General features: G+C 62.9%; 21 protein-coding genes and 2 riboswitches. Of the genes, 14 read left to right on the forward strand and 7 right to left on the reverse strand.

Annotated elements, in window-relative coordinates; translation table 11 throughout:
- Positions 1 to 5: 5 nt before the first annotated feature.
- Positions 6 to 1013: a P1 family peptidase gene (locus tag ABK249_RS29720; protein WP_348864727.1), complete on the forward strand. Its 1008-nt coding sequence runs from the start codon at positions 6 to 8 to the stop codon at positions 1011 to 1013.
- On the opposite strand, the gene cobD is transcribed toward ABK249_RS29720, so the two are convergent.
- Positions 1006 to 2019 carry a threonine-phosphate decarboxylase CobD gene (gene cobD, locus ABK249_RS29725; RefSeq protein WP_348864710.1) on the reverse strand — a complete coding sequence of 338 codons (1014 nt, stop codon included), beginning with the start codon at positions 2017 to 2019 and terminating at the stop codon, positions 1006 to 1008. The two genes, ABK249_RS29720 and cobD, sit on opposite strands and share 8 nt — an antisense overlap.
- On the opposite strand from cobD, the gene cbiB reads away from it, so the two are divergent.
- Positions 2018 to 2983: an adenosylcobinamide-phosphate synthase CbiB gene (gene cbiB / locus ABK249_RS29730; RefSeq protein WP_348864711.1), complete on the forward strand. Its 966-nt coding sequence runs from the start codon at positions 2018 to 2020 to the stop codon at positions 2981 to 2983. The genes cobD and cbiB overlap by 2 nt on opposite strands.
- Here the strand turns inward: cbiB and ABK249_RS29735 are convergent.
- The 4 genes from ABK249_RS29735 to ABK249_RS29750 are packed head-to-tail and all read right to left on the reverse strand — an operon-like array spanning position 2967 to position 5996.
- The gene (locus ABK249_RS29735) at positions 2967 to 4424 is read right to left on the reverse strand and encodes a cobyric acid synthase (protein ID WP_348864712.1); all 1458 of its coding nucleotides are present in this window, start codon (positions 4422 to 4424) and stop codon (positions 2967 to 2969) included. The two genes, cbiB and ABK249_RS29735, sit on opposite strands and share 17 nt — an antisense overlap.
- A 4-nt stretch (positions 4425 to 4428) precedes the next feature.
- Complete coding sequence (gene cobO / locus ABK249_RS29740; protein WP_348864713.1) at positions 4429 to 5043, reverse strand: cob(I)yrinic acid a,c-diamide adenosyltransferase; 615 nt, start codon at positions 5041 to 5043, stop codon at positions 4429 to 4431.
- Positions 5040 to 5807, reverse strand: coding sequence for a CbtA family protein (locus ABK249_RS29745; protein ID WP_037154286.1), 768 nt, complete (start codon positions 5805 to 5807; stop codon positions 5040 to 5042). Before ABK249_RS29745 ends, cobO begins: the two co-directional genes overlap by 4 nt.
- 12 nt (positions 5808 to 5819) lie before the next feature.
- Entirely contained in the window at positions 5820 to 5996 is a 177-nt protein-coding gene (locus tag ABK249_RS29750) for a CbtB domain-containing protein (protein WP_037154283.1), read from the reverse strand.
- 37 nt (positions 5997 to 6033) lie between these two features.
- Positions 6034 to 6231: riboswitch (cobalamin riboswitch) on the reverse strand.
- A 59-nt stretch (positions 6232 to 6290) separates the two neighbouring features.
- Positions 6291 to 6494: riboswitch (cobalamin riboswitch) on the forward strand.
- 105 nt (positions 6495 to 6599) lie between these two features.
- Between ABK249_RS29750 and ABK249_RS29755 the strand changes: the two genes are divergently transcribed.
- The 7 genes from ABK249_RS29755 (at position 6600) to ABK249_RS29785 (ending at position 14835) form a co-directional block, all read left to right on the forward strand.
- Complete coding sequence (locus tag ABK249_RS29755) at positions 6600 to 6995, forward strand: DUF1636 domain-containing protein (RefSeq protein WP_348864714.1); 396 nt, start codon at positions 6600 to 6602, stop codon at positions 6993 to 6995.
- On the forward strand, positions 6992 to 8029 hold the full coding sequence (cobW, locus tag ABK249_RS29760) for a cobalamin biosynthesis protein CobW (protein WP_348864715.1): 1038 nt from the start codon (positions 6992 to 6994) through the stop codon (positions 8027 to 8029). The genes ABK249_RS29755 and cobW overlap by 4 nt, the downstream gene beginning before the upstream one ends.
- Before the next feature lie 75 nt (positions 8030 to 8104).
- A complete protein-coding gene (gene cobN / locus ABK249_RS29765) occupies positions 8105 to 11389 on the forward strand; it encodes a cobaltochelatase subunit CobN (RefSeq protein ID WP_348864716.1) in 3285 nt (1094 codons plus the stop codon).
- On the forward strand, positions 11386 to 12699 hold the full coding sequence (gene cobG / locus ABK249_RS29770; protein WP_348864717.1) for a precorrin-3B synthase: 1314 nt from the start codon (positions 11386 to 11388) through the stop codon (positions 12697 to 12699). The genes cobN and cobG overlap by 4 nt, the downstream gene beginning before the upstream one ends.
- Positions 12696 to 13325, forward strand: a complete 630-nt coding sequence (locus ABK249_RS29775) for a precorrin-8X methylmutase (RefSeq protein WP_348864718.1) — start codon at positions 12696 to 12698, stop codon at positions 13323 to 13325. The genes cobG and ABK249_RS29775 overlap by 4 nt, the downstream gene beginning before the upstream one ends.
- Positions 13322 to 14074 carry a precorrin-2 C(20)-methyltransferase gene (locus ABK249_RS29780; protein WP_348864719.1) on the forward strand — a complete coding sequence of 251 codons (753 nt, stop codon included), beginning with the start codon at positions 13322 to 13324 and terminating at the stop codon, positions 14072 to 14074. Before ABK249_RS29775 ends, ABK249_RS29780 begins: the two co-directional genes overlap by 4 nt.
- Complete coding sequence (locus ABK249_RS29785; protein ID WP_348864720.1) at positions 14071 to 14835, forward strand: precorrin-3B C(17)-methyltransferase; 765 nt, start codon at positions 14071 to 14073, stop codon at positions 14833 to 14835. Before ABK249_RS29780 ends, ABK249_RS29785 begins: the two co-directional genes overlap by 4 nt.
- On the opposite strand, the gene ABK249_RS29790 is transcribed toward ABK249_RS29785, so the two are convergent.
- A complete protein-coding gene (locus ABK249_RS29790) occupies positions 14799 to 15566 on the reverse strand; it encodes a cobalt-precorrin-6A reductase (RefSeq protein WP_348864721.1) in 768 nt (255 codons plus the stop codon). The genes ABK249_RS29785 and ABK249_RS29790 overlap by 37 nt on opposite strands.
- 1 nt (position 15567) lies before the next feature.
- On the opposite strand from ABK249_RS29790, the gene cbiE reads away from it, so the two are divergent.
- From cbiE to cobM, 3 genes are read left to right on the forward strand one after another with little or no spacing between them, the layout of a single operon-like run.
- Entirely contained in the window at positions 15568 to 16821 is a 1254-nt protein-coding gene (gene cbiE / locus ABK249_RS29795; protein ID WP_348864722.1) for a precorrin-6y C5,15-methyltransferase (decarboxylating) subunit CbiE, read from the forward strand.
- On the forward strand, positions 16818 to 17204 hold the full coding sequence (locus tag ABK249_RS29800) for a cobalamin biosynthesis protein (protein WP_348864723.1): 387 nt from the start codon (positions 16818 to 16820) through the stop codon (positions 17202 to 17204). Before cbiE ends, ABK249_RS29800 begins: the two co-directional genes overlap by 4 nt.
- The gene (gene cobM, locus ABK249_RS29805) at positions 17201 to 17989 is read left to right on the forward strand and encodes a precorrin-4 C(11)-methyltransferase (protein WP_037154260.1); all 789 of its coding nucleotides are present in this window, start codon (positions 17201 to 17203) and stop codon (positions 17987 to 17989) included. Before ABK249_RS29800 ends, cobM begins: the two co-directional genes overlap by 4 nt.
- Here cobM and ABK249_RS29810 read toward each other — a convergent pair.
- Entirely contained in the window at positions 17959 to 19074 is a 1116-nt protein-coding gene (locus ABK249_RS29810) for a cobalt-precorrin-5B (C(1))-methyltransferase (RefSeq protein ID WP_348864724.1), read from the reverse strand. The two genes, cobM and ABK249_RS29810, sit on opposite strands and share 31 nt — an antisense overlap.
- A gap of 47 nt (positions 19075 to 19121) precedes the next feature.
- On the opposite strand from ABK249_RS29810, the gene cobA reads away from it, so the two are divergent.
- Both cobA and ABK249_RS29820 read left to right on the forward strand, forming a co-directional pair.
- Positions 19122 to 19907, forward strand: coding sequence for a uroporphyrinogen-III C-methyltransferase (gene cobA, locus ABK249_RS29815; protein ID WP_348864725.1), 786 nt, complete (start codon positions 19122 to 19124; stop codon positions 19905 to 19907).
- Positions 19904 to 20800, forward strand: an 897-nt coding sequence (locus tag ABK249_RS29820; RefSeq protein ID WP_348864726.1) for a cobyrinate a,c-diamide synthase, incomplete at its 3' end; no start/stop codon positions are given. The genes cobA and ABK249_RS29820, both read left to right, overlap by 4 nt.

The raw sequence follows: 20800 nt of genomic DNA on the forward strand, positions 1-20800 counted from the left end.
AGCCTATGATCGGGCCGCTGAACCTCTTGACCGACATCGAAGGCGTCGCCGTCGGCCATGCCACCGATCCCGCACTGGGTTCGGGCGTGACGGCGATCGTCTTCGACGAACCGGCGGTCGCTTCCGGCTCGGTGCTCGGTGGCGCGCCGGGCGGCCGGGATACTGCACTGCTCGACCCGTCGATGACCGTGCAGGCGGTCGACGCCTTCGTGCTGTCCGGCGGTTCGGCCTTCGGACTGGACGCCGCGGGCGGAGTGCAGGCGGGGCTTCGTGAAATCGGCCGTGGCTTCCAAGTCGGCAACGTCCGTGTACCGATCGTACCGCAGGCAATCCTGATGGATCTCCTGAACGGCGGCAACAAGGACTGGGGACTTCACTCGCCCTATCGGGAGATGGGCTACGACGCCTTCAAGGCCACTGCGAAAGGCGCTTTTGCGCTCGGAACTGTAGGAGCAGGCACCGGCGCCACGACTGCGACATTCAAAGGTGGGCTCGGTTCGGCGAGCGCAAGGACGACAGCCGGCCACACGATCGCAGCCCTGCTCGCGGTTAACGCCATGGGTTCGGCGACTGTCGCCGAAGGCCCGCATTTCTGGGCAGCTCCATTTGAGCAGGACGAGGAATTCGGTGGCTTCGGCCTGCCGCAAAAGTTCACCGAAAGCCATTCGGCCCTGCGGCTTAAAGGCGTCAACCTGAAGGCCACGACGATCGGCGTCGTCGTGACCGATGCCTTCCTGACGAAAGCGCAGGCGCATCGGCTTTCGATCATGGCGCATGACGGATTGGCACGCGCTGTTCTGCCGGCGCACCTACCATGCGATGGCGATACGATCTTTTCCGCCGCGACGGGGGCAAAACCGCTGGACGACATGGCGGCCTTTGCCGAACTCTGCCACCTGACGACAATCGTGACGGCCCGAGCCGTGGCCCGCGGCGTCTATGAGGCAACCGCCTTACCCGTGCCGAACGCACAGGCCGCATGGCGCGACAAATTCGATTCGCCGGCTAAATAGTTTTCAGAGCGTCTTCCAGTCTTGGCCAGCCATTTTTGTCGGGAAGCCCTATCCTGAGATCAGCCGGCCGTTCTTCGAAGCGGCGGGTGACGATGCCGCGCTCCCCCAAATGCTGGAAAATCGCCTGCGCGCGCGCGTCCCGAACGAAGCGGAATAGCGATGTACCGCCGAAGACTGGAATGCCAGCGCCGATCAGGAAGATATCAAGATTCGCGGCATCATCGCGCAATCGTTGTCGCATCATCGCCTGCCACCAACCGTCGGCCAGCGCTTCGCTGGCGATATGCAACGCCGGACCGGAAACGGCCCAAGGGCCGAGCTGGTCCTCGATCCTTCGGGCGATATCCGGACGAGAGATCGCAAATCCGAGCCTCAGGCCCGCCATGCCGTAAAACTTGCCGAAGGACCGCAGCACGATAAGTCCGCCGGCATCGACCGCATCCGCTGCGCTCGCCGCTTCCGAGACGTCAACGAAGGCTTCATCGACGACCAGCAATCCGCCTTTTGCTCGCATGATGGCTGCAAGCGCCAGAAGATCACTCTTCGGGACGATTCGGCCGGTCGGATTGTTCGGATTGACGACGACTGCGAGATCTGCGGAAGCCAGCCGATCCAGATCGTCGGTCTCGGTCACCTCAAAACCGGCGATCCGCGCAGCGCGGGCGTGTTCGGCATAGGTCGGCGAAAGGATCGTAGCCTTACCTTGCCCAAGCAGGCTCGCAAGGATCGGCAACAGGATCTGCGTGCCCGGCCCCGCCGCCACATGGGCAGCCGAGGGCGCGCCATAGGCTTCCGCTGCGATCGCCTTCAGCCTTTCTGCCAGTGCGGGGTCCGGCAGGCGTGCAAAGGCATTGTCGGGCAAGGGAGAATGCGGATAGGAATAAGGATTGATACCGGTGGAAAGATCGATCCAGGGTTCAGGCGCGTGCGGAAACAGCGCCCGTGCACGGGACAGATTGCCGCCATGCGCTATCGGACCACCAATCTCAGATGCAGTCACCGGCATGTTCCTTCTCGCATTTTTCGCCCTGATCATAGAGCGCATCTTCGGTTATCCGGACTGGCTCTTCCGGACGATCGGCCACCCGGTCACCTGGATGGGCCGGCTGATATCCCGGCTCGACAACGGCTGGAACCGCGAGGCCGACGATTTCGATACGCGCAAACGCATGGGCGTGCTTGCTCTGTTGACGCTGCTCGGCGTGACAATCGCCGTGGCGTTTGTGATCGAATACGGGCTTCTGACGATCCCTCTGGGAGCGGTCCTGCCGATTCTGATAGCCGCCAGCCTCCCGGCTCAGAAAAGCCTTGAAAAGCATGTCGAAGCGGTTGCCGACGCGATGAAGTATGGCGGGCTCGACGCCGGGCGCAAGGCCGTCTCGATGATCGTCGGCCGCGATCCGGAAAAGCTCGACGAGGCCGCCGTCTGCCGTGCGGCGATCGAAAGCCTGGCGGAGAATTTCTCCGACGGCGTGGTGGCGCCGGCTTTCTGGATGGGCGTCGGCGGCCTCGCGGGCGGCGCGGCCTACAAGGCAGCCAATACCGCCGACAGCATGATCGGCCACCGCAATCAGCGACACGAAGCCTTCGGCTGGGCGGCCGCACGTTTCGACGACCTCATTAACCTGCCGGCCTCGCGGCTGAGCGCTTTTCTGTTCGTGCTGGCTGCCTTTTTCGTCGACAAGGCTTCGCCTCGGAATGCAATCAAGGCCATCTTCCGCGACGCACGCCACCATCGCTCTCCGAATGCCGGTTGGCCGGAAGCGGCGATGGCCGGCGCACTCGGCATAGCGCTGGCGGGGCCGCGGAGCTATGGCGGACAGATGATCGAGGCGCGTTTTATGGGCGAAGGCGGGCGCTCGGAACTCACCCAAGTCGATATCCGCCGCGCATTGAAGCTCGCCCGCGTCGCGGACGCGCTCCTTATCGGCCTTTTCGGCTTCCTGGCATGGATCATCTGGCAAGCGTGAGCAATCCATCGAGATCGAGATGCCGTTCCATATGGGCGGCCAGCCGGTCGAGCACATTGTCCACCCCGGTCTGATAGTCCAGGACCGACACCGCGCCGCCAAGCCGTGTCAACCAGGCCGACCTCTGCCGGTCATCCGAAAAAAGCCCATGAAGATAGGTGCCCCAGACCCGGCCATCCGCCGATATCGCACCATCCGGGTTACCGTCGATCACCGAGAACGGGCGTCGGCAATCGGCCCCGGATGTCCGGCCGATATGCATCTCATAGCCGGATAAGGGAACTCCATCGAAGCTTTCGCCCGAAACTGCTTCCAGCCGCTTATCGGCGGACAGGATAGTCTCGACATCCAGCAGGCCCAGCCCTTCGACCGAAGCGGGTGATCCTTCGATGCCATCCGGATCGGAGATCCGTTTGCCCAGCATCTGATAACCGCCGCAAAGGCCGAGCACGCGCCCGCCGCGACGAACGTGAGCGGCGATATCCACGTCAAAACCAGCCTCGCGAAGTGCAGCCAGATCGGAGACGGTTGCTTTCGAGCCGACCAGCAGCACGAGGTCGCAATCCCCCGGAATGGCCTCACCGCGCCTGACACGGATGAGATCGACCTCCGGCTCCGCTTCCAGCGGGTCAAGATCGTCGAAATTGGAGATATGCGGCAGGATCGGCACTGCGATGCGGATTCTTGCGCCGGACTTGCGAGCGAAGGACTGGTTGAGCCCGAGCGCATCCTCCGCCGGCAGAAACACTGCATCCGCGAAATGCGGCAAAAGCCCGATCGATCGCCAGCCGGTCAGTTCTTCAATCATCCGCATGCCTTCGGCAAACAAGGCCGGATCGCCCCGAAAGCGGTTGACGATGAACCCGCGGATCATCGCCGCATCTTCTGGATCGAGCACAAGTTTCGTGCCGGCAAGGCTGGCAATCACGCCGCCGCGGTCGATATCGCCGATCAGCACGACGGGCACATCCGCCGCCCGCGCAAACCCCATATTGGCAATGTCATTGCGGCGGAGATTGATTTCCGAAGCGCTGCCGGCGCCTTCCACCAGCACCAGATCGGCCTGGTTGCGGAGAAGGTCGAAACTTTCCTGCACCCGCGGCATCAGCTTCCGCTTGAGGCCCTGGTATTCGGCGGCCTTGGCATTGCCTTCGACCTTGCCCTGCACCACGACCTGCGCGCCGACGTCGCTCTGAGGCTTCAGAAGCACAGGATTCATATGTACGCTGAGCGGGACCCCGGCCGCACGCGCCTGCAAGGCCTGCGCCCGTCCGATCTCGCCGCCATCCTCCGTGACTGCCGCGTTGTTCGACATGTTCTGCGGCTTGAACGGCATGATCTTCAGCCCACGCAGCGTAAAGGCGCGGGCAAGCCCGGCCACCACCAGCGACTTGCCCACATCCGAACCCGTACCCTGAAACATCAGCGCGCGAGCGGTCATACCGTTAAAACTCGATGCCGGCCTGGGCCTTCACGCCCGCCTTGAAGTGATGCTTGACCAGCGTCATCTCTGTGACCATATCCGCCGCCTCGATCAGCGCCGGCTTGGCGTTGCGACCGGTGACGACCACGTGAAGGTCCGGCCGCCGCGCCTGAAGTGCTGCGACCACCTTGTCGAGATCGAGATAATCGTAACGAAGCGCGATGTTGAGTTCGTCGAGAATGATGAGTCCGATCGTCTCGTCCGCCATCAGGTCGAGAGCCTTTGCCCAGGCCTTTTCGGCGGCCGCGATATCCCGCGTCAGATCCTGAGTTTCCCAGGTGAAGCCTTCGCCCATCGTGTGCCAGACGAGCCGATCGCCGAAAACGGCCAGCGCCGGCTGCTCGCCTGTCGACCAGGCACCCTTGATGAACTGCACGACGCCGACCCGGCGATTGTTGCCGAGCATACGCAAAGCCAGGCCGAAGGCGGCGGTGGATTTTCCCTTGCCGGGACCGGTATGGACGATGAGAAGCCCCTTTTCGACGGTCTTCCCGGCGACTTCCTTGTCCTGCACTGCCTTGCGGTTCACCATCTTGGCGCGATGACGTTCGACCGATGCCTCGTCGATCTCCTTCACCGCGATACGAACTCCCCATCAGACCGCGCCGTGATCTCTTCCCCTGCACGGAAGCGTTCGCGGATCATCCCGGCCAACGCACCGAGTACAGCCCAGAATACCAGGTTCGTGGCGTAGACGGCATTCACGAAGCGGGCGTAGAGTTCCAGCGGCACAGCCGTTTCATGCCCGGGCGGCAGCGGCGCGCCGACGATATGTGGCGCGATCAGCAGAACGATCGCCAGCGCGGCGAATACGGCTGAGCGCGTATAGGCGAGGAGGCCAAGGCCCGCTGCAGTGCAGACTGCGGTCGAAATCCACCAGACCTGACGGGGACCAAGCTCAGCAGCCGGCATGCCCGGAAGTTCCGGGGGGAGGCCGAGCCCTGGAGCCAAGCTGACGGTCAGGAAGCCGGCAATACCGAACATCAGTCCGCTGCGCCAGCCTTTGAGACCGCCCTGGGCTTCTGAAACCGCGATCAGAATAAGACCGAAACCGATCGCGGCCAGCATGTCGGCGGCGGCCGTATAAATGAAGCGCTCGAAACCGTCTGCCGGCATCCATGCTTCTTCGTCGTGATGATGGTCCGCAGGCGCTGCGGCATTGCCGGCGGGAGCGGCCTCATGGCTGTGGCTGTGGCCGACCTCTCCGCCGCCGGCATTCTCGTAGCTCTCCGCTTGCAGGATCAGCGGGACAGTGGAAAAGCTCTGCATGACGGTGAGCAGCAGTCCGGACAACAGCCCGGCGATCACCGCCGTGAAGACGATGTTACGAAACAACGACATGGGAAACTCCCCTCAGTGGCAGGGGAAAGCGAAGGAATGACGCGAATCGTGCGCGGCATTGTGCACGACTTCCATATGCGAGAAGCCGACGAAACCGACGACGAAAAGCCCCAGCAGGGCCGTCATGCTGAGCGGGATGATCTTCGAGGAGGAAATACCGACTGCCGTCGAAGCGGTTTTCGTTGCCATTGCCTTGTCCTTTCGCCCTCCACCCGAGGGCCGTTGAAGTTTTTCCTCGCCTCTGGCAGGTCTCCTGGCTCGCGGATCAGGCATCTTGCGCCCGCCTTCCCGGATTGCTCCAGTGGCATCATGGACGAAGACTTTCCGCTTACAGTTGCGGGGGCAGCCGCGGGTTTGACAGCAGATCCGTCGCACCGCATTCCCTCAAATACCCTTTCGGGGCACCATAGGCTGGCTCACTATAGACGAAATCGGCCTCACGGCAATCGCCTTTGCGACGCATTGACATAAGCATGCGACCGGGCTTACTTGAAAAGAGATGGTCCCTTTCCGGCAACGGGGAGGGCTAAGAGAGAATGCGGTGAGATCCCTTTCGCGATCAATGCCGCGGCTGCCCCCGCAACTGTAAGCGGCGAGCCATTGCCTATAAGCCACTGGGAAACCGGGAAGGCAGGCAAATGGTGGTGACCCGCAAGCCAGGAGACCTGCCATCTGATGTTTTTGCTTCACCGGGCGGGGTGCTCCGGAGGAAGTTCTCGATCACCGCAGGCGGTTTCAGCCCTCTGCTCCGCGCCCCGATTGTTTCGACCCCGGCGGGAACGCGGCTGACCGATGAGTGACCACCGACCAGATGATCCGGCAGATGTGACGATTTTCGTCTGTACCAATTGCCGTGATGTGTCCGACGGCGACGTTCGGCCGGGTATCGCGTTGATCGCAGCGCTACGTGAAGCAGCGGACGGCAAGCCGCTCGCGGTCAAGCCAGTCACCTGCCTTGCCAACTGCGAAAAAAGCCCCAGCGCCGCCTTCAATCACCGCAACGGTTGGTCCTATGTCTTCGGCCATCTGTCCCTCGACAATGTCGAGGACATCGTCACCGGCGCGATGATGCTGGCCGAGGACGAGCGCGGTTTCCTTCCTATACGCGGCCGCCCGACATGTCTGCGCGGCAAGGGCATGACGGCCCGCATCCCACCCTTTCATCATCACGAGGACATGCCATCATGAGCGTCAGCTTCGACCGCGTTCCCTGCACCGTCGTCACCGGGTTCCTGGGGGCCGGAAAGACCACGCTGATCCGCAACCTGATCGCGAAGCTTGACGGCAAGCGGCTGGCGATCATCGTCAACGAATTTGGCGATGTCGGCATCGACGGCGAGATACTGAAGGGCTGCGGCATCGAGAGTTGCCCGGAAGACAACGTCATCGAGCTTGCCAACGGCTGCATCTGCTGCACCGTGGCGGATGACTTCGTACCGGCGATCGATCAGATTCTTTCACGCGAACCGCGCGTCGACCACATCCTGATCGAAACCTCCGGCCTTGCGCTGCCGAAGCCGCTCGTTCAGGCTTTTCAGTGGCCGGCCGTCAAGGCACGTGTCACGGTGGACGGCGTTGTCGCCGTTGTGGATGGTGTGGCACTGGCCGAAGGCCGCGTTGCCGATGACCATGAAGCGCTGGAGGCGCAGCGCCAGGCGGATGGCTCCATCGACCACGACGATCCGGTCGAGGAAGTGTTCGAGGATCAGGTCGCCTGCGCCGACATGATCGTACTGACCAAGAGTGATCTCCTCGATGCTGCGGGCATTGCGACCGCCCGGGACCGCGTCGCAGGGTATCTGCCGCGGGCCGTGAAGATCGTCTCGGCTGCCAATGGCGCGATCGATCCGGCCGTGCTGATCGGGCTTGGCCTCGCCGTCGAGGACGATATCGAAAACCGCAAGACCCATCACGACGACGAACTCGACCACGATCATGATGATTTCGACAGCTTTGTCGTCGATCTCCCGGCTGTTTCCGATGCTGACGAATTGGCTGCCCGCATTTCCGCGACGGCGGAGGCGGAGAACGTACTGCGCATAAAAGGCTTCGTGGAAGTCGCGAACAAACCGATGCGCCTGCAGGTTCAGGCGGTAGGATCCCGCGTAAACCACTATTTCGACCGAGCCTGGGCGCCCGGTGAGGCGCGGATAAGCCGCCTTGTCGTAATCGGCGAAAAGGGCATCGACCGCGCCGCCATCGAAAGGATGCTGGCCGCGTGATAGCAATTCCAGGAAAAGTGTGAAGCGGTTTTCCGTTGGCAATTGCCGAGGGAAAACAGAAACCCAGAGAAAAGGATGCACATACTCGCCACCACATCGTCGTCGCTCGATGACCTGATCGAACCGGTCGACTTGAACCAGTCGCCGGCCGATGTGGTGGTGCTGTCCTTTTCTGGCAGCGATCTGAACGGCATTTCCGCCGCATGGGGCCAAGGTCAGCCGACCCTGCGATTGACCAATCTCGCTGATCTCAGGCATCCCATGTCTGTCGATCTTTGGATCGAAAAGACGGCGGCACATGCCAAAGTTATTCTCGTGCGCATCCTTGGCGGCTATGATCGCTGGTCATATGGTGTCGAAGAGATTTCGCGGCTGGCGCGGCTCAAGAAGACCGCGCTCGCGCTTCTGCCCGGCGAATGCAGTATCCGCGATGAAAGACTCGCTGCTGCCTCGACCGTTTCCGAAGAGGTGCTTGCCGGCTTTCTTGCCTGTTTCCGCGAGGGCGGACCGGGCAATATGCGTCTGCTTGCAAAGCGTTTGGCCGCGCTGGCGAATGACGAGCAGGAGGTCCTGCCGCAAGCCGCACCGATGTCGAAGATGGGCTATTACAGGCCAGGCAGCGGAATCGTCGGAGTGGACGATCTGCTCGCGGATTTCTCGCCAGACGCCCTGCGACTGCCGGTCCTCTTCTACCGCTCCATATTGTTCGCGAACGACACCGCACCGATCGATGCGCTGTTCGAAGCGCTGCTTGAACGCGGTTTCGCGCCGATCCCGATCTTCGTCAGCGGGTTGAAGGATGTCGAGGCGATAAACTTCGTTGAACAAGCGATCGCAGATCTCGAACCTGCGGCGATCATTGCCACCACCGCTTTTGCCAGCGGCGCGAGCGACAGCGGTGAGACGATCTTCGATCGCACCGGCGTGCCAGTTTTTCAAGTTGTCATCGCTACGACCCGACGCGAGGGCTGGGCGGAAAACCGCCGCGGTCTCAATCCCGCAGACCTCGCCATGCATGTGGTCCTGCCGGAACTCGACGGGCGCATATTGGCCGGCGCGATCTCTTTCAAGGCCGGCAGTGATTCCGCCAACCTTCTTAACCGGCCGGAGCCGGACCGGGTCGAGCAGGTTGCTGACCGCATCGGTGCCTTCCTGCGCCTGAAATCTACGCCGCGATCCGCCCGCAAGATCGTCATCCTCATGCCGGACTATCTGAGTGCGCCCGGCCGCACAGGCTATGCCGTCGGGCTTGACGTGCCGCAAAGCGTGCTGTCCATGCTGCGCGAGCTTTCGATAGCCGGCTATTTTGTCGCTGACATACCGGTGACCGCGCGAGACCTTCTTGACCTGCTAAACCAGGAAGCCGGTTCTTATCCGCTCTCCGCCTATCACCCGGCTCCAGGCGCAGAAACCGCCTGGGGGCCGCCCGACGCAGAGCTTGAAGAAGGCGCCTTCCGTTTCCGTACAGCGACTTTCGGCAATATCATCGTAGCGCTGGCACCGGATCGCGGCCGCAACGCAGACCGCCGGGCCGATTATCACGACCCGGATCTGCCGCCACGCCATGCGCTGGTAGCCTTTGGCCAGTGGATGCGCGAGACGCTCGGCGCGCATGCGATCGTGCATGTCGGTGCCCATGGTACGTTGGAATGGTTGCCGGGCAACACGGTTGCCCTTTCGAAGGATTGCTTTCCGGAGATCGTGACCGGTGACCTGCCGGTCATCTATCCCTTCATCGTTTCCAACCCGGGCGAGGCAGCGGTCGCCAAGCGACGGATTTCCGCCGTCACCATCGGCCATCTGCCACCGGTACTGACCGATGCCGGATTGTCCGGCGAACAAAGGAGGCTCGAACTGCTGGTCGATGAATATGCCCAGGCAGACGGGCTCGACCGCCGCCGCCGTGACCGGCTGGCAAAGCTGATCGTCGAGACCGCGCGCAATACCGGCCTGGCTTCCGAAGCCGGCGTTTCCGGCGACGACGATCCCGACACGGCCCTGACCCGTATCGACGCCTTTCTCTGCGATCTCAAGGATTTCGCGATCAAGGACGGCCAGCATGTCTTCGGCGAGGCGGCGGAGGATGATAACGATCCGTTACGGATCCTGAGTGCCGAAACCGAGCGGCAAGCCTTGATCGACGCGCTTGACGGCAGACATATCCGCCCCGGCCCGTCCGGTGCCCCGGCACGCGGCCGCCGCGACGTCATGCCGACCGGCCGCAACCTCTTTGCCAGCGATCCGCGCACGCTGCCGACGCCGACTGCCTTCGAGCTTGGCAAACGCGCCGCGGACGAGATTCTTCGGCGTTACCTGCAGGATCACGGCGACTGGCCCAAAAGCCTTGTTTTTGATCTCTGGGGCAGCGCTTCCCTGCGTAGCGGCGGCGAAGAAGTGGCCCAGGCTCTGGCACTGATGGGCGCAAAGCCGGTACAGGATACGGCGACTGGGCGCGTGACCGGCATCGACGTCCTGCCACCGGCAGCGCTCGGCCGTCCGCGTGTCGACGTGACGCTCCGTATCTCCGGCCTGTTTCGCGACATGTTCCCGGCGCTGATCGCGCTGCTGGACGCCGCCATGCGGGCGATCGCGGCCCGCGAGGAAGCGCCGGGCGACAACCCGCTGGCCGAGGAAGCCCGCAGGCTTGGCCATGTGCCGCCACGCATTTTCGGTTCTGCCCCCGGCACATATGGTTCCGGCATTGAGGAAAAGCTCGCAGACGGCACATGGAATGAGCGCGAGGAACTCGGCCACCTCTATCTCGACGCTACCAGCCATGCCTTCGGCGGGGCGGAGGGTGAGGCTTCGGCCGTACCCGGGCGCTTCGCCGAACGCGTTGGAAGCGCTGACCTGCTTGTCCATACTGGTGACGACCCCGGCCGTGATCTTTTGGACGGTTCGGCGGACGTTGCTTTCATCGGCGGGTTTTCGGCAGCGGTCGCGGCACTTGGCGGCAAGGCGGATGTGATCGCGCTCGATACCACCGATCCGCAGAAGCCGAAGGCCCGTTCGCTCTCGGAAGCCGTGACCCGTGTGGTGCGCGCTCGCGCCGTCAATCCGCGCTTCATCGCAGGCCAGATGCGCCACGGGCCGCGTGGTGCGGCCGAACTGGTGGAAACCGTCGATCGGTTGATCGGCTTTGCCGAGACCACCCGTGCTATCCCGCAATCGCTGATCGACGCAACCTACGATGCCTATCTCGGTGACGAAGCAGTACGCGATTTCCTGCTCTCGCAGAACCCCGAAGGTGCGCGCTACATGGGCGAACGTTTCCGCTCGGCGCTCCGCCGCGGCCTTTGGCACCCGCGCCGGAATGCGATCGACGCCGAACTCGAGATGTTGACAAAGAGGTCGGCATGACCGCGCCCTCGCTCGAGCGCAAAGCTTTGGACATGCGACGCGGCGCCTGCCCGGCGCTTTCCGCTCCGATGATGACCGGTGACGGGCTTCTGGCCCGCATCGCGCTGATCGATGCGATTTCGCCGGGGCAACTGGCTGAACTCTGCAGGCTGGCACAGCGTCACGGCAACGGCATTCTTGATATCTCCGCCCGGGGAAATCTCCAGGCTCGCGGACTGACGGAAATCTCCGCTCCGATGTTGGACACGGAAGTCCGGGCGCTGAATCTGCCCTTGCGTGAAGGACTTGCGGTCGAGGTTCCCCCCTTTGCCGGTCTGGATGAAACCGAAATCGTCGATCCGAGACCGGTTGCCGAAGCAATCCGGCAAGCTGCGCGCGGCATCGAGGGTCTCGCACCAAAGATGTGCCTCGTGGTAGACGGGCATGGCAGATTGCGGCTCTCCCATCTGCTGGCGGATATCCGGCTGGTCGCCGTTCGATCCGGCGAAAGCACCCGCTGGAAACTGCTGCTCGGCGGACCGGAGACAAAGGGTAAGATTTGCGGAGTGCTCGACGACGCCGGCGCCATCGCGACTGCCATTTCTTTGCTTCAGAAGCTCGCAGCGATGGGAAACAAAGCACGAGGCCACGATCTTGCAAACGGGCTTCCGGTGAATGCGGATGCGCAACCCTCGGTCTCGCCCTTCGGCCTGTTTGCTTTTTCGAACGGCTTCCATGCCATCTGCCTCGGTCCCGCGTTCGGCCAGGCAAAGGCTGAAAACCTCATCGCACTCTGCGATGAAGCCGAGCGGCTGGGGATCAAATTCCTGAAACCCGCCTTGGATCACTCGCTATTGTTCTTCGGAACGCATGAAGCCTGCGAAGCGCTCTCCGATTTCGCAGTTCAGAATGGCTTCATCACGTCCTCCGCCGACCCGCGGGGACATATCGCCGCCTGCCCGGGAAGCCCGGCCTGTACGTCGGCGACGATCGCAACCCACGACATTGCGTCTGAGGCCGCAGCCGAATGCGCCGACTTGCTCGACGGGTCATTCAAGCTGCATGTTACGGGCTGCCCGAAAGGCTGCGCCCATCCGGAGCCCTCCGCATTGACCCTCTGCGGGACGGCCGACGGCATTTCCCTGATCGGGCGGGGCAAAGCAGCCGAACCGCCCTTTGCCTCCGTCTCTTTTGCCAATACCAGCGCCTCTCTTCGCCGTATCGCCGATCTCGTTCGGATCGAACGACGCGAAGGGGAAAATTCCGCCGCCTGCCTAGCCCGACTCGGAACTGATCGGCTCGCTGCGGCTGTAACGTCAGGACGACCATGAACAACTATGACTATATTCGCGAAGGCGACTCGATCTACGAAAAGTCCTTCGCGATCATCCGCCAGGAAGCCGATCTTTCCGCCTTTTCCGCTGAACAGGCCGAAATCGCCGTGCGCATGATCCATGCCTGCGGGCTTGTTGAGGCGGCGCAGCAATTCCACTTTTCGAAGGATTTCGTCGCTCGGGCGCGTGGCGCGCTTTATGACGGCAGGCCGATCTACTGCGACGCCGAAATGGTTGCGCATGGCATCACCCGCGCCCGGCTGCCTGCCGATAACGATGTGATCTGCACGCTGCGAGACAGCCGCACGATCGAGCTTGCCAGGACGATCGGCAACACCCGATCGGCTGCCGCATTGGACCTCTGGGATGAAATGGAAGGCGCGCTGGTGGCGATCGGCAATGCGCCGACGGCGCTCTTCCGCCTGCTCGAAATGCTGGATGCCGGCGCGCCGCGCCCGGCCGCGATCATCGGCATGCCGGTCGGTTTCGTGGGAGCGGCAGAGTCCAAGGAAGCGCTGATGGAATCGGCACTCGACATCCCTTACGCTATCGTACGCGGACGAATGGGCGGTTCAGCGATGACGGCGGCCTGCGTCAACGCGCTTGCGAGGGCAGGCCTTTGAACGCGGTGGTCCTCAAAGGCAAGCTCACCGGCGTCGGCACGGGGCCGGGCGATCCGGAACTGCTGACGCTGAAGGCGGCGCGCACCATCAGCCAGGCGGATGTCATCGCCTTCTTCTGCAAGAAGGGCAGCACGGGCAATGGCCGCGCCATTGTAGGAGCCCATGTCCGACCGGGCACGCTGGAACTGCCGCTTGTCTATCCGGTGACGACCGAGACCAGCAAGGATGAGGCGGAGTATCGCGGTCCGATCTCCGACTTCTTCGACCGCTCGGCGGAGGAAATCGCCGCCTATCTCGACGCTGGGAAAAATGTGGCTGTGCTCAGCGAAGGTGATCCGCTGTTCTACGGCTCCTACATGCACCTGCATGTGCGGCTGGCGAGCCGCTATCCGGCGGAAGTCGTGGCAGGCGTCACCGCCATGTCCGGCTGCTGGTCGATGACGGGCCTGCCGCTGGTTCAAGGCGACGACATCTTGAGCGTGCTGCCGGGCACGCTTCCCGAGGAAAAGCTGGCCGAACGCCTGGCAAATACGGACGGCGCTGTTATCATGAAGGTCGGCCGCAACTTGCCGAAGATCCGCCGTGCGCTCGCGTCGGTTGGGAAACTGTCCGGCGCGCTCTACGTGGAACGCGGCACCATGGCGAACGGCGCGGCCCAGAAACTGGAAGAGCGTGACGAGAGCCCGGCGCCCTATTTCTCGATCGTGCTGGTTCCCGGCTGGAAGGCGCGGCCGGGAGACGACCGATGAGCGGTTCGCTGACAGTCGTCGGCCTTGGGCCAGGCAATCCGGATCAGATGACGCCGGAAGCTTTGGCAGCCGTGGCGGCAGCGGAAGATTTCTTCGGCTATTTTCCCTATATCTACGGACTGAACCTTCGGCCGGACCAGCGGCGCCATGCATCCGACAACCGCGAGGAACTGGCGCGTGCCCGGGCCGCTTTGGAGATGGCCGCCAAAGGTGGCAGAGTCTGTGTCATCTCCGGCGGCGATCCCGGCGTCTTCGCTATGGCGGCGGCGGTTTGCGAAGCGATCGATGAAGGCCCGGTCGAATGGCGCAGTATCGATTTTTCCGTCGTGCCGGGGGTGACAGCCATGCTGGCGGTAGCAGCCAGGGCCGGCGCGCCGCTGGGACATGATTTCTGCGCCATCTCGCTCTCCAATAACCTGAAGCCCTGGGAAATCATCGAGAAGAGACTGATTGCGGCGGCAGAAGCCGGTTTCGTCATGGCCTTCTACAATCCGGTCAGCAAGGCACGGCCGCACCAGCTCGGCGACGCCTTCGCCCTGCTGCGCCGGCATTTGCCGGGCGAGGTTCCGGTAATCTTCGGCCGGGCAGCGGGTCGGCCGGACGAAACGATCCGGATCGTGCCCCTTTCCGAGGCCGAAAGCGGCATGGCCGACATGGCGACCTGTGTGATCGTCGGGACGGCGGAAACCCGAATCATCGAGCGGGAAGGCCAGCGGCCGATCGTTTATTCGCCGCGTTCTTTCAAGGGCGCCGAGACATGATCGAGCCAGGCGAGCATCTCCTCCACGGTCTCCACCGACGGCAAATCCGGCAAATCCGGACGGCGCGCGAGGATCACCTCGATACCGAGCGCACGGGCGGCGCAGATCTTGCCGTAGCTCGAAGGCCCGCCGCTGTTCTTGGCAACGATCACCTCGATACCCTGCTCTTTCAGCAACCGTGCCTCGTCCGTTTCGGCAAACGGGCCGCGCTCCGTCAGATAGATCGCATGCGGCACAGCAAGCGGCGGTTCAACGGGATCGACGCTGCGGATGAGGTAATGATGCTGCGGCGCCGCCTCGAAAGGCAGAAGTTCCTGCCGGCCGAGGGTGAGGAAGACTTTTCTCGGGCTTTTGCCCAATGCCGTGACAGCCTCATGAATACTGGCGACTTCAATCCAACGGTCACCCTGCTGCTGGCGCCAGGGAGAACGGCGGAGCGCAATCAAAGGCACATCCGCCCGCTTCGCAGCCTCTGCCGCATTACGGGAGATCTGCGCCGCATAGGGGTGGGTTGCATCGATCAGGATCGTGATACCCTTGTCCCGCAGATAGGCAGCCAGGCCTTCCGCACCGCCAAAACCGCCGATCCGTACCGGCACGGGCTGTTCTGCCGGTGCGCGCGTGCGGCCGGCCAGCGAAAGTTCGGTCGTGAAGCGCGGATCACCGGCGAGCCCTGCCGCCAGTTTTCTGGCCTCCGCCGTGCCGCCGAGAATGAGGATGGAGTGTTTCATTATGCCTCCTGAATCAGCAGGTAGAGCTTTAAACCAAAGCTGCTGGCTGTCCATCGTCGGCATCGGCGAGGACGGCGTGAAGGGTCTCGGCGAGAGTGCGCGTTCTGCAGTTTCTTCCGCCTCGATAGTGTTCGGCGGCAAACGGCATCTGGAATTGGCCGCACCCTTGATCGCCGGCGAGGCGCGCACGTGGCCGGCGCCTTTCGATCCGACAATGCGCGATGTCATGGCACTGCGTGGACAGAACGTTTGTGTGCTGGCATCGGGGGATCCTTTCTTTTTCGGAGTCGGCGCCACACTTTCGCGACACGTTCCAGCAGAAGAATTCATCACCTATCCAACACCCTCGTCCTTTTCGCTGGCGGCATCTCGGCTCGGCTGGCCGCTCCAGGAGATCGAAGTTGTATCGCTCCATGGACGCCCTCTCGACCTGATTCGACAGCTCCTGCACCCCGGCCGACGCGTCATTGCGCTGACCTCGGATGAAAAAGGACCAACCGAACTTGCCTCTCTCCTGACAGAGACAGGCTTCGGCCCATCGCGACTGACGGTGCTGGAGGCTTTGGGTGGAGAAGGCGAGCGCATCCGATCTGCAGCCGCAAATGAATTTGCATTGCAGGATATCAATCCTCTCAATGTCGTCGCGGTCGAAGTTAAGGCAGAAGCCGGCGCCCGCATTCTGCCGCGCGGCTTCGGACTGGATGACGCACTTTTCGAGCATGACGGGCAGATCACCAAGCGGGAAATCCGGGCGCTGACGCTTTCGGCACTCAGCCCCCGGCGCGGCGAACTGCTTTGGGACATCGGTGCCGGTTCCGGCTCGATCGGTATAGAATGGATGCTGGCCGATCCTTCGCTGCAAGCCATCGCGATCGAAGCCGATCCGGAACGGGCAGCACGCATCAAGCGAAATGCTTCTGCCTTCGGTGTGCCGGGGCTTAAGATTGTCGAAGGTGAAGCACCGGCCGCGCTGGCCGGTCTTCCCATGCCCGATGTGATCTTCATCGGCGGCGGGGGTAGTGAGGTGGGCGTCTTCGATGCGGCCATCGATGCATTGAAACCCGGCGGGCGGCTGGCCGCCAACGCCGTGACATTGGAAATGGAAGCGGTCCTCCTCGCCGCGCATGCCCGCCTGGCTGGCGAGCTGATCCGGATCGAGATATCGCGCGCCGCACCGATCGGCAGCATGACCGGCTGGCGGCCCGCCATGCCGGTCACCCAATGGCGATGGACAAAACCGGGAGAACAGAGATGATCGTCGCGGGACTTGGCTGCCGGAAAGGAACGTCAGCGGAAGCTGTGCTTTCCGCACTGGATGCCGCTTGCATCGAGGCTGGTATTTCACGTGAATCAGTAACGGCGCTGGCTACCGGCGAAATCAAGCGGCATGAACCGGGCATTATTGATCTGGCGACCAAGCTTGGCCTGCCCATGCATATTCTTGATGAACACGCGCTGAAGCAAGCGGAAACTCGAACGAAAACCGTGTCGAAACACAGCCTTGCGCAGACTGCGACACCAAGCCTTTCCGAAGCGGCAGCCCTCGCTCTCGCCGGCGAGACTTCGGAACTTATCATGCCTCGGCTGATCGCCAACGGCGCCACGTGCGCGCTTGCCCGCTCGAAGGACCATCCATGACCGTCCATTTCATCGGCGCCGGCCCAGGCGCTGCCGACCTCATCACCGTTCGCGGCAGGGACATTCTCGCCCGGTCGCCGGTCTGCCTCTATGCCGGTTCGATCATGCCGAAGGAACTGCTCGACTATTGCCCGCAGGATGCGCGGATCGTCGACACAGGCTCCCTCTCGCTCGATGATATCGAGGCGGAATACGTCGCGGCCCACAAGGCAGGCAAGGACGTGGCACGGCTGCATTCCGGTGACCTCTCCGTCTGGAGCGCGGTGGCCGAGCAGATCCGCCGGCTGAAAAAACACGGCATCGACTACACGCTGACGCCCGGCGTACCGTCATTTGCTGCGGCGGCAGCAGCGCTCAGGCGCGAGCTGACCATTCCGGAAGTGACACAGAGCCTTGTTTTGACTCGTGTCTCCGGACGTGCGTCGAAAATGCCGGAAGGCGAGACACTGGCGGCTTTCGGGGCGACGGGCGCCACGCTGGCGATCCATCTCGCCATCCACGCACTTGACCAGATCGTCGCTGAACTGATGCCGCTTTATGGGCCGGACTGTCCGGTGGCGATCGTCGTGCGCGCCTCCTGGCCGGAAGAACGGATCGTCCGGGGCACGCTGGCCGACATAAAGGCGAAACTTGCTGAGGAACCGGCAGAACGCACGGCGCTGATTTTCGTCGGCAAGGGGCTTGGTTCGACGGATTTTGCCGAAAGCCAGCTTTACAACGCCGACTATGTACGCCGCTTCCGGCCCGGCTGGCCTCAGACGGACAAAGGCAGAGATTCCGAATGATCCGAAGGTGTAAATGGCGCCTGGCCCACCAAGCGGCCCTCGCGATTATAGACCAGGATTTCCAGCGCGATCTGCGGATCGCGGAGCACCTTGGCAGCGGTTTTCCAGGCAAGATTCGCGGTACGGTCGCCAAGCGGCAATCCACTTTTGCCCGCGAGTGCGAAGGCTTCGGCAACAGTATTCGCAGCCGCAATCCGCTCGACAAGCTCGGGCGCCGCACCGGCTTCTGCCGCGACCTTGGCCAAAGCTTCGAGGTCGGCAAGGCCGCGCTTGGAATGGACGTCGAGCATGCCTTGGGCGAGCTTGGTCGTCTTGGCGACGCCGCCGGCGATGGTGACTTTCGGCACGGGATGGTCGCGCAGGTATTTGAGCATGCCGCCAACGAAATCGCCCATGTCGATCAGCGCGATTTCGGGCAGGTCGTGATGGGCCTGCACCGCCTTTTCCGACGTGTTGCCGGTGGAGCCGGCGACATGAGTGAGACCCGCCGCCCGTGCCACATCGATGCCGCGCCAGATGGAATGGATCCAGGCCGAACAGGAAAAGGGAATGACGATACCGGTCGTGCCGAGGATCGAGATACCGCCCAAAATGCCGAGCCGGCCGTTCAACGTCTTTTCCGCGATCTTCTCGCCATCAGCGACCGAAATCTCCACCTCGAAATCGGTCTCGCCGCCCGCCACCTCTGCGATCGCCTCGGCGATTATTTTGCGCGGCACCGGATTGATAGAAGGCTCGCCTGGCGGCAGAGGCAGGCCGGGGCGCGTCACCGTTCCCACGCCTTTGCCAGCCTTGAAGCTAATGCCGCTGCCGGCAGCACCGCGACGCACGGTGCTCATGATGAGCGCCCCATGCGTGACGTCCGGATCGTCGCCGGCGTCCTTGACGATGCCGGCTTTGGCGAAACCTTCGCCCGTCTCCTCCATGGCCAACGCGAAGCTCGGCCGCTGGCCGCCCGGCAGCGTCACCTCCACCATGTCCGGAAATCTGCCGGAAACGAGCGCAAGGCAGGCAGCTTTGCTGGCCGCCGCCGCGCAGGTTCCCGTGGTCCAGCCACGGCGCAGGTTCTTGCCATCCGTTTCCATGGCCGTTTCTATAGCCCGACCGGCGAATGCCGGCAAAAGGTTTGCATATGCATCTGAATGAAAACATCCAGGCCATCATAGAGGCGCCCGTCTTTCAGCCGGGCCATGTCTGGCTCGCAGGTGCCGGGCCGGGCCATCCGCGCTACCTGACTTTGGAAGTAGCGGATGCGATCGGCAAGGCGGATGTGATCGTCCACGACGCCCTGGTCTCCGAGGACGTGCTGTTGCTGGCGAAAACGGCGGATCTGATCTTTGTGGGAAAACGGGGCGGCAAACCATCGGTGGCGCAGGACGATATCACCACGAAACTCATCGAGCTCGCGCGGGAAGGAAAACGCGTGCTGCGTCTGAAAGGCGGTGATCCTTTCGTCTTCGGGCGTGGCGGCGAAGAAGCGGAAGCGCTCGCCAGGGAGAACATTTCTTTCCGTATCCTGCCCGGCATGACCTCGGCGCTCGCCGCACTGGCAGCGGCCAATATCCCCGCCACCATGCGCGGCATCAGCCGCGCGATCACGCTTGCTACAGGACATGCAGCCGGCACCCCAGGTGACCTGGACTGGAAAGCGCTGGCGAAAACCGGCGAACCGATCGTCGTCTATATGGGAGTGAGCGCGATCGGCACGATTGCGCAGCTGCTGATGGAGGGCGGTCTGCCATCCGAAACGCCGGTGGCTGTGCTGATGGCCGCCACCATGCCGGGGGAACGCTCGATGATCGCGACGCTCGCCACGGTCGAGGCTGAGATTGAGCGCCAGAACTTTGCCGCACCGGCTTTGATCGTCATCGGTAGGATCGTCTCGATGCAGACAGCCCTTTCAGGTCAGCACCGATGACTGCCCGCGCACTCATCATCGGCGCGCCGCGCTCTGGTTCCGGCAAGACCAGCGTCACGATCGGCCTGCTGCGCGCCTTTGCCCGCCGTGGCGTGAAAGTGCGCGGCATCAAAACGGGACCGGATTATATCGATCCCGGCTTTCATGAGGCTGCAACTCATGTGCCCGGCCTCAACCTCGATAGCTGGGCCATGGCACCGGATCTCCTTCGGTATCTCGCGCGGCAACAGGCGGATGATGCGGAACTGCTGTTGATCGAAAGCGCCATGGGCCTTTTCGACGGTATCGTTAGCGAGAAAAACCGCTCCGGCGCGGCTTCCGATCTCGCCCGTCTCTTCGGTCTGCCGGTCCTGCTGGTACTGGACGTCTCCGGCCAGTCGCAGACTGCCGCAGCCATCGCTTATGGTTTCACGCACTACGATCCGCAGGTGAAGATCGCCGCCTGCATTCTGAACCGTGCCGGCAGCGAGCGGCACAGGAAGCTCTCCGGCGATGCGATCGAGGCAATCGGCCTGCCGGTTGTCGGCACGATCCTGCGCGATCCGACATTGATCCTGCCGGAACGGCATCTCGGCCTCGTGCAGGCGAGCGAACACCCTGAAATGGATGCACATATCGAACGGCTTGCCGATGCCATGGAAGCCTCCCTCGATCTCGATGCGATTTACGCTGCCGCAGAACCCTTCGACATCCCGCCTGGTTCGCCAGCAAAGGCGCTGCCGCCGCCCGGACAGCGCATCGCGCTGGCGCGGGATGCTGCCTTCACCTTTCTCTATCCACACCTGATGCGCGGCTGGCGTGAAGCCGGCGCAGAGGTGGTGCCATTCTCACCATTGGCCGACGAGGCTCCTTCTACCGATTGCGACGTCTGCTGGCTGCCAGGTCGCTATCCG

Origin of the sequence: Neorhizobium phenanthreniclasticum, from assembly GCF_040066075.1 — a bacterium.
Lineage (GTDB): Bacteria > Pseudomonadota > Alphaproteobacteria > Rhizobiales > Rhizobiaceae > Neorhizobium > Neorhizobium petrolearium.

Coding starts and splice junctions, on each gene's coding strand:
- ABK249_RS29720 (WP_348864727.1), top strand. CDS start 6: ATGATCGGGCCGCTGAACCTCTTGACCGACATCGAAGGCGTCGCCGTC.
- cbiB (WP_348864711.1), top strand. CDS start 2,018: ATGTTCCTTCTCGCATTTTTCGCCCTGATCATAGAGCGCATCTTCGGT.
- cobD (WP_348864710.1), bottom strand. CDS start 2,019: ATGCCGGTGACTGCATCTGAGATTGGTGGTCCGATAGCGCATGGCGGC.
- ABK249_RS29735 (WP_348864712.1), bottom strand. CDS start 4,424: ATGACCGCTCGCGCGCTGATGTTTCAGGGTACGGGTTCGGATGTGGGC.
- ABK249_RS29745 (WP_037154286.1), bottom strand. CDS start 5,807: ATGTCGTTGTTTCGTAACATCGTCTTCACGGCGGTGATCGCCGGGCTG.
- ABK249_RS29750 (WP_037154283.1), bottom strand. CDS start 5,996: ATGGCAACGAAAACCGCTTCGACGGCAGTCGGTATTTCCTCCTCGAAG.
- ABK249_RS29755 (WP_348864714.1), top strand. CDS start 6,600: ATGAGTGACCACCGACCAGATGATCCGGCAGATGTGACGATTTTCGTC.
- cobW (WP_348864715.1), top strand. CDS start 6,992: ATGAGCGTCAGCTTCGACCGCGTTCCCTGCACCGTCGTCACCGGGTTC.
- cobN (WP_348864716.1), top strand. CDS start 8,105: ATGCACATACTCGCCACCACATCGTCGTCGCTCGATGACCTGATCGAA.
- cobG (WP_348864717.1), top strand. CDS start 11,386: ATGACCGCGCCCTCGCTCGAGCGCAAAGCTTTGGACATGCGACGCGGC.
- ABK249_RS29775 (WP_348864718.1), top strand. CDS start 12,696: ATGAACAACTATGACTATATTCGCGAAGGCGACTCGATCTACGAAAAG.
- ABK249_RS29785 (WP_348864720.1), top strand. CDS start 14,071: ATGAGCGGTTCGCTGACAGTCGTCGGCCTTGGGCCAGGCAATCCGGAT.
- ABK249_RS29790 (WP_348864721.1), bottom strand. CDS start 15,566: ATGAAACACTCCATCCTCATTCTCGGCGGCACGGCGGAGGCCAGAAAA.
- cbiE (WP_348864722.1), top strand. CDS start 15,568: ATGCCTCCTGAATCAGCAGGTAGAGCTTTAAACCAAAGCTGCTGGCTG.
- ABK249_RS29800 (WP_348864723.1), top strand. CDS start 16,818: ATGATCGTCGCGGGACTTGGCTGCCGGAAAGGAACGTCAGCGGAAGCT.
- cobM (WP_037154260.1), top strand. CDS start 17,201: ATGACCGTCCATTTCATCGGCGCCGGCCCAGGCGCTGCCGACCTCATC.
- ABK249_RS29810 (WP_348864724.1), bottom strand. CDS start 19,074: ATGGAAACGGATGGCAAGAACCTGCGCCGTGGCTGGACCACGGGAACC.
- cobA (WP_348864725.1), top strand. CDS start 19,122: ATGCATCTGAATGAAAACATCCAGGCCATCATAGAGGCGCCCGTCTTT.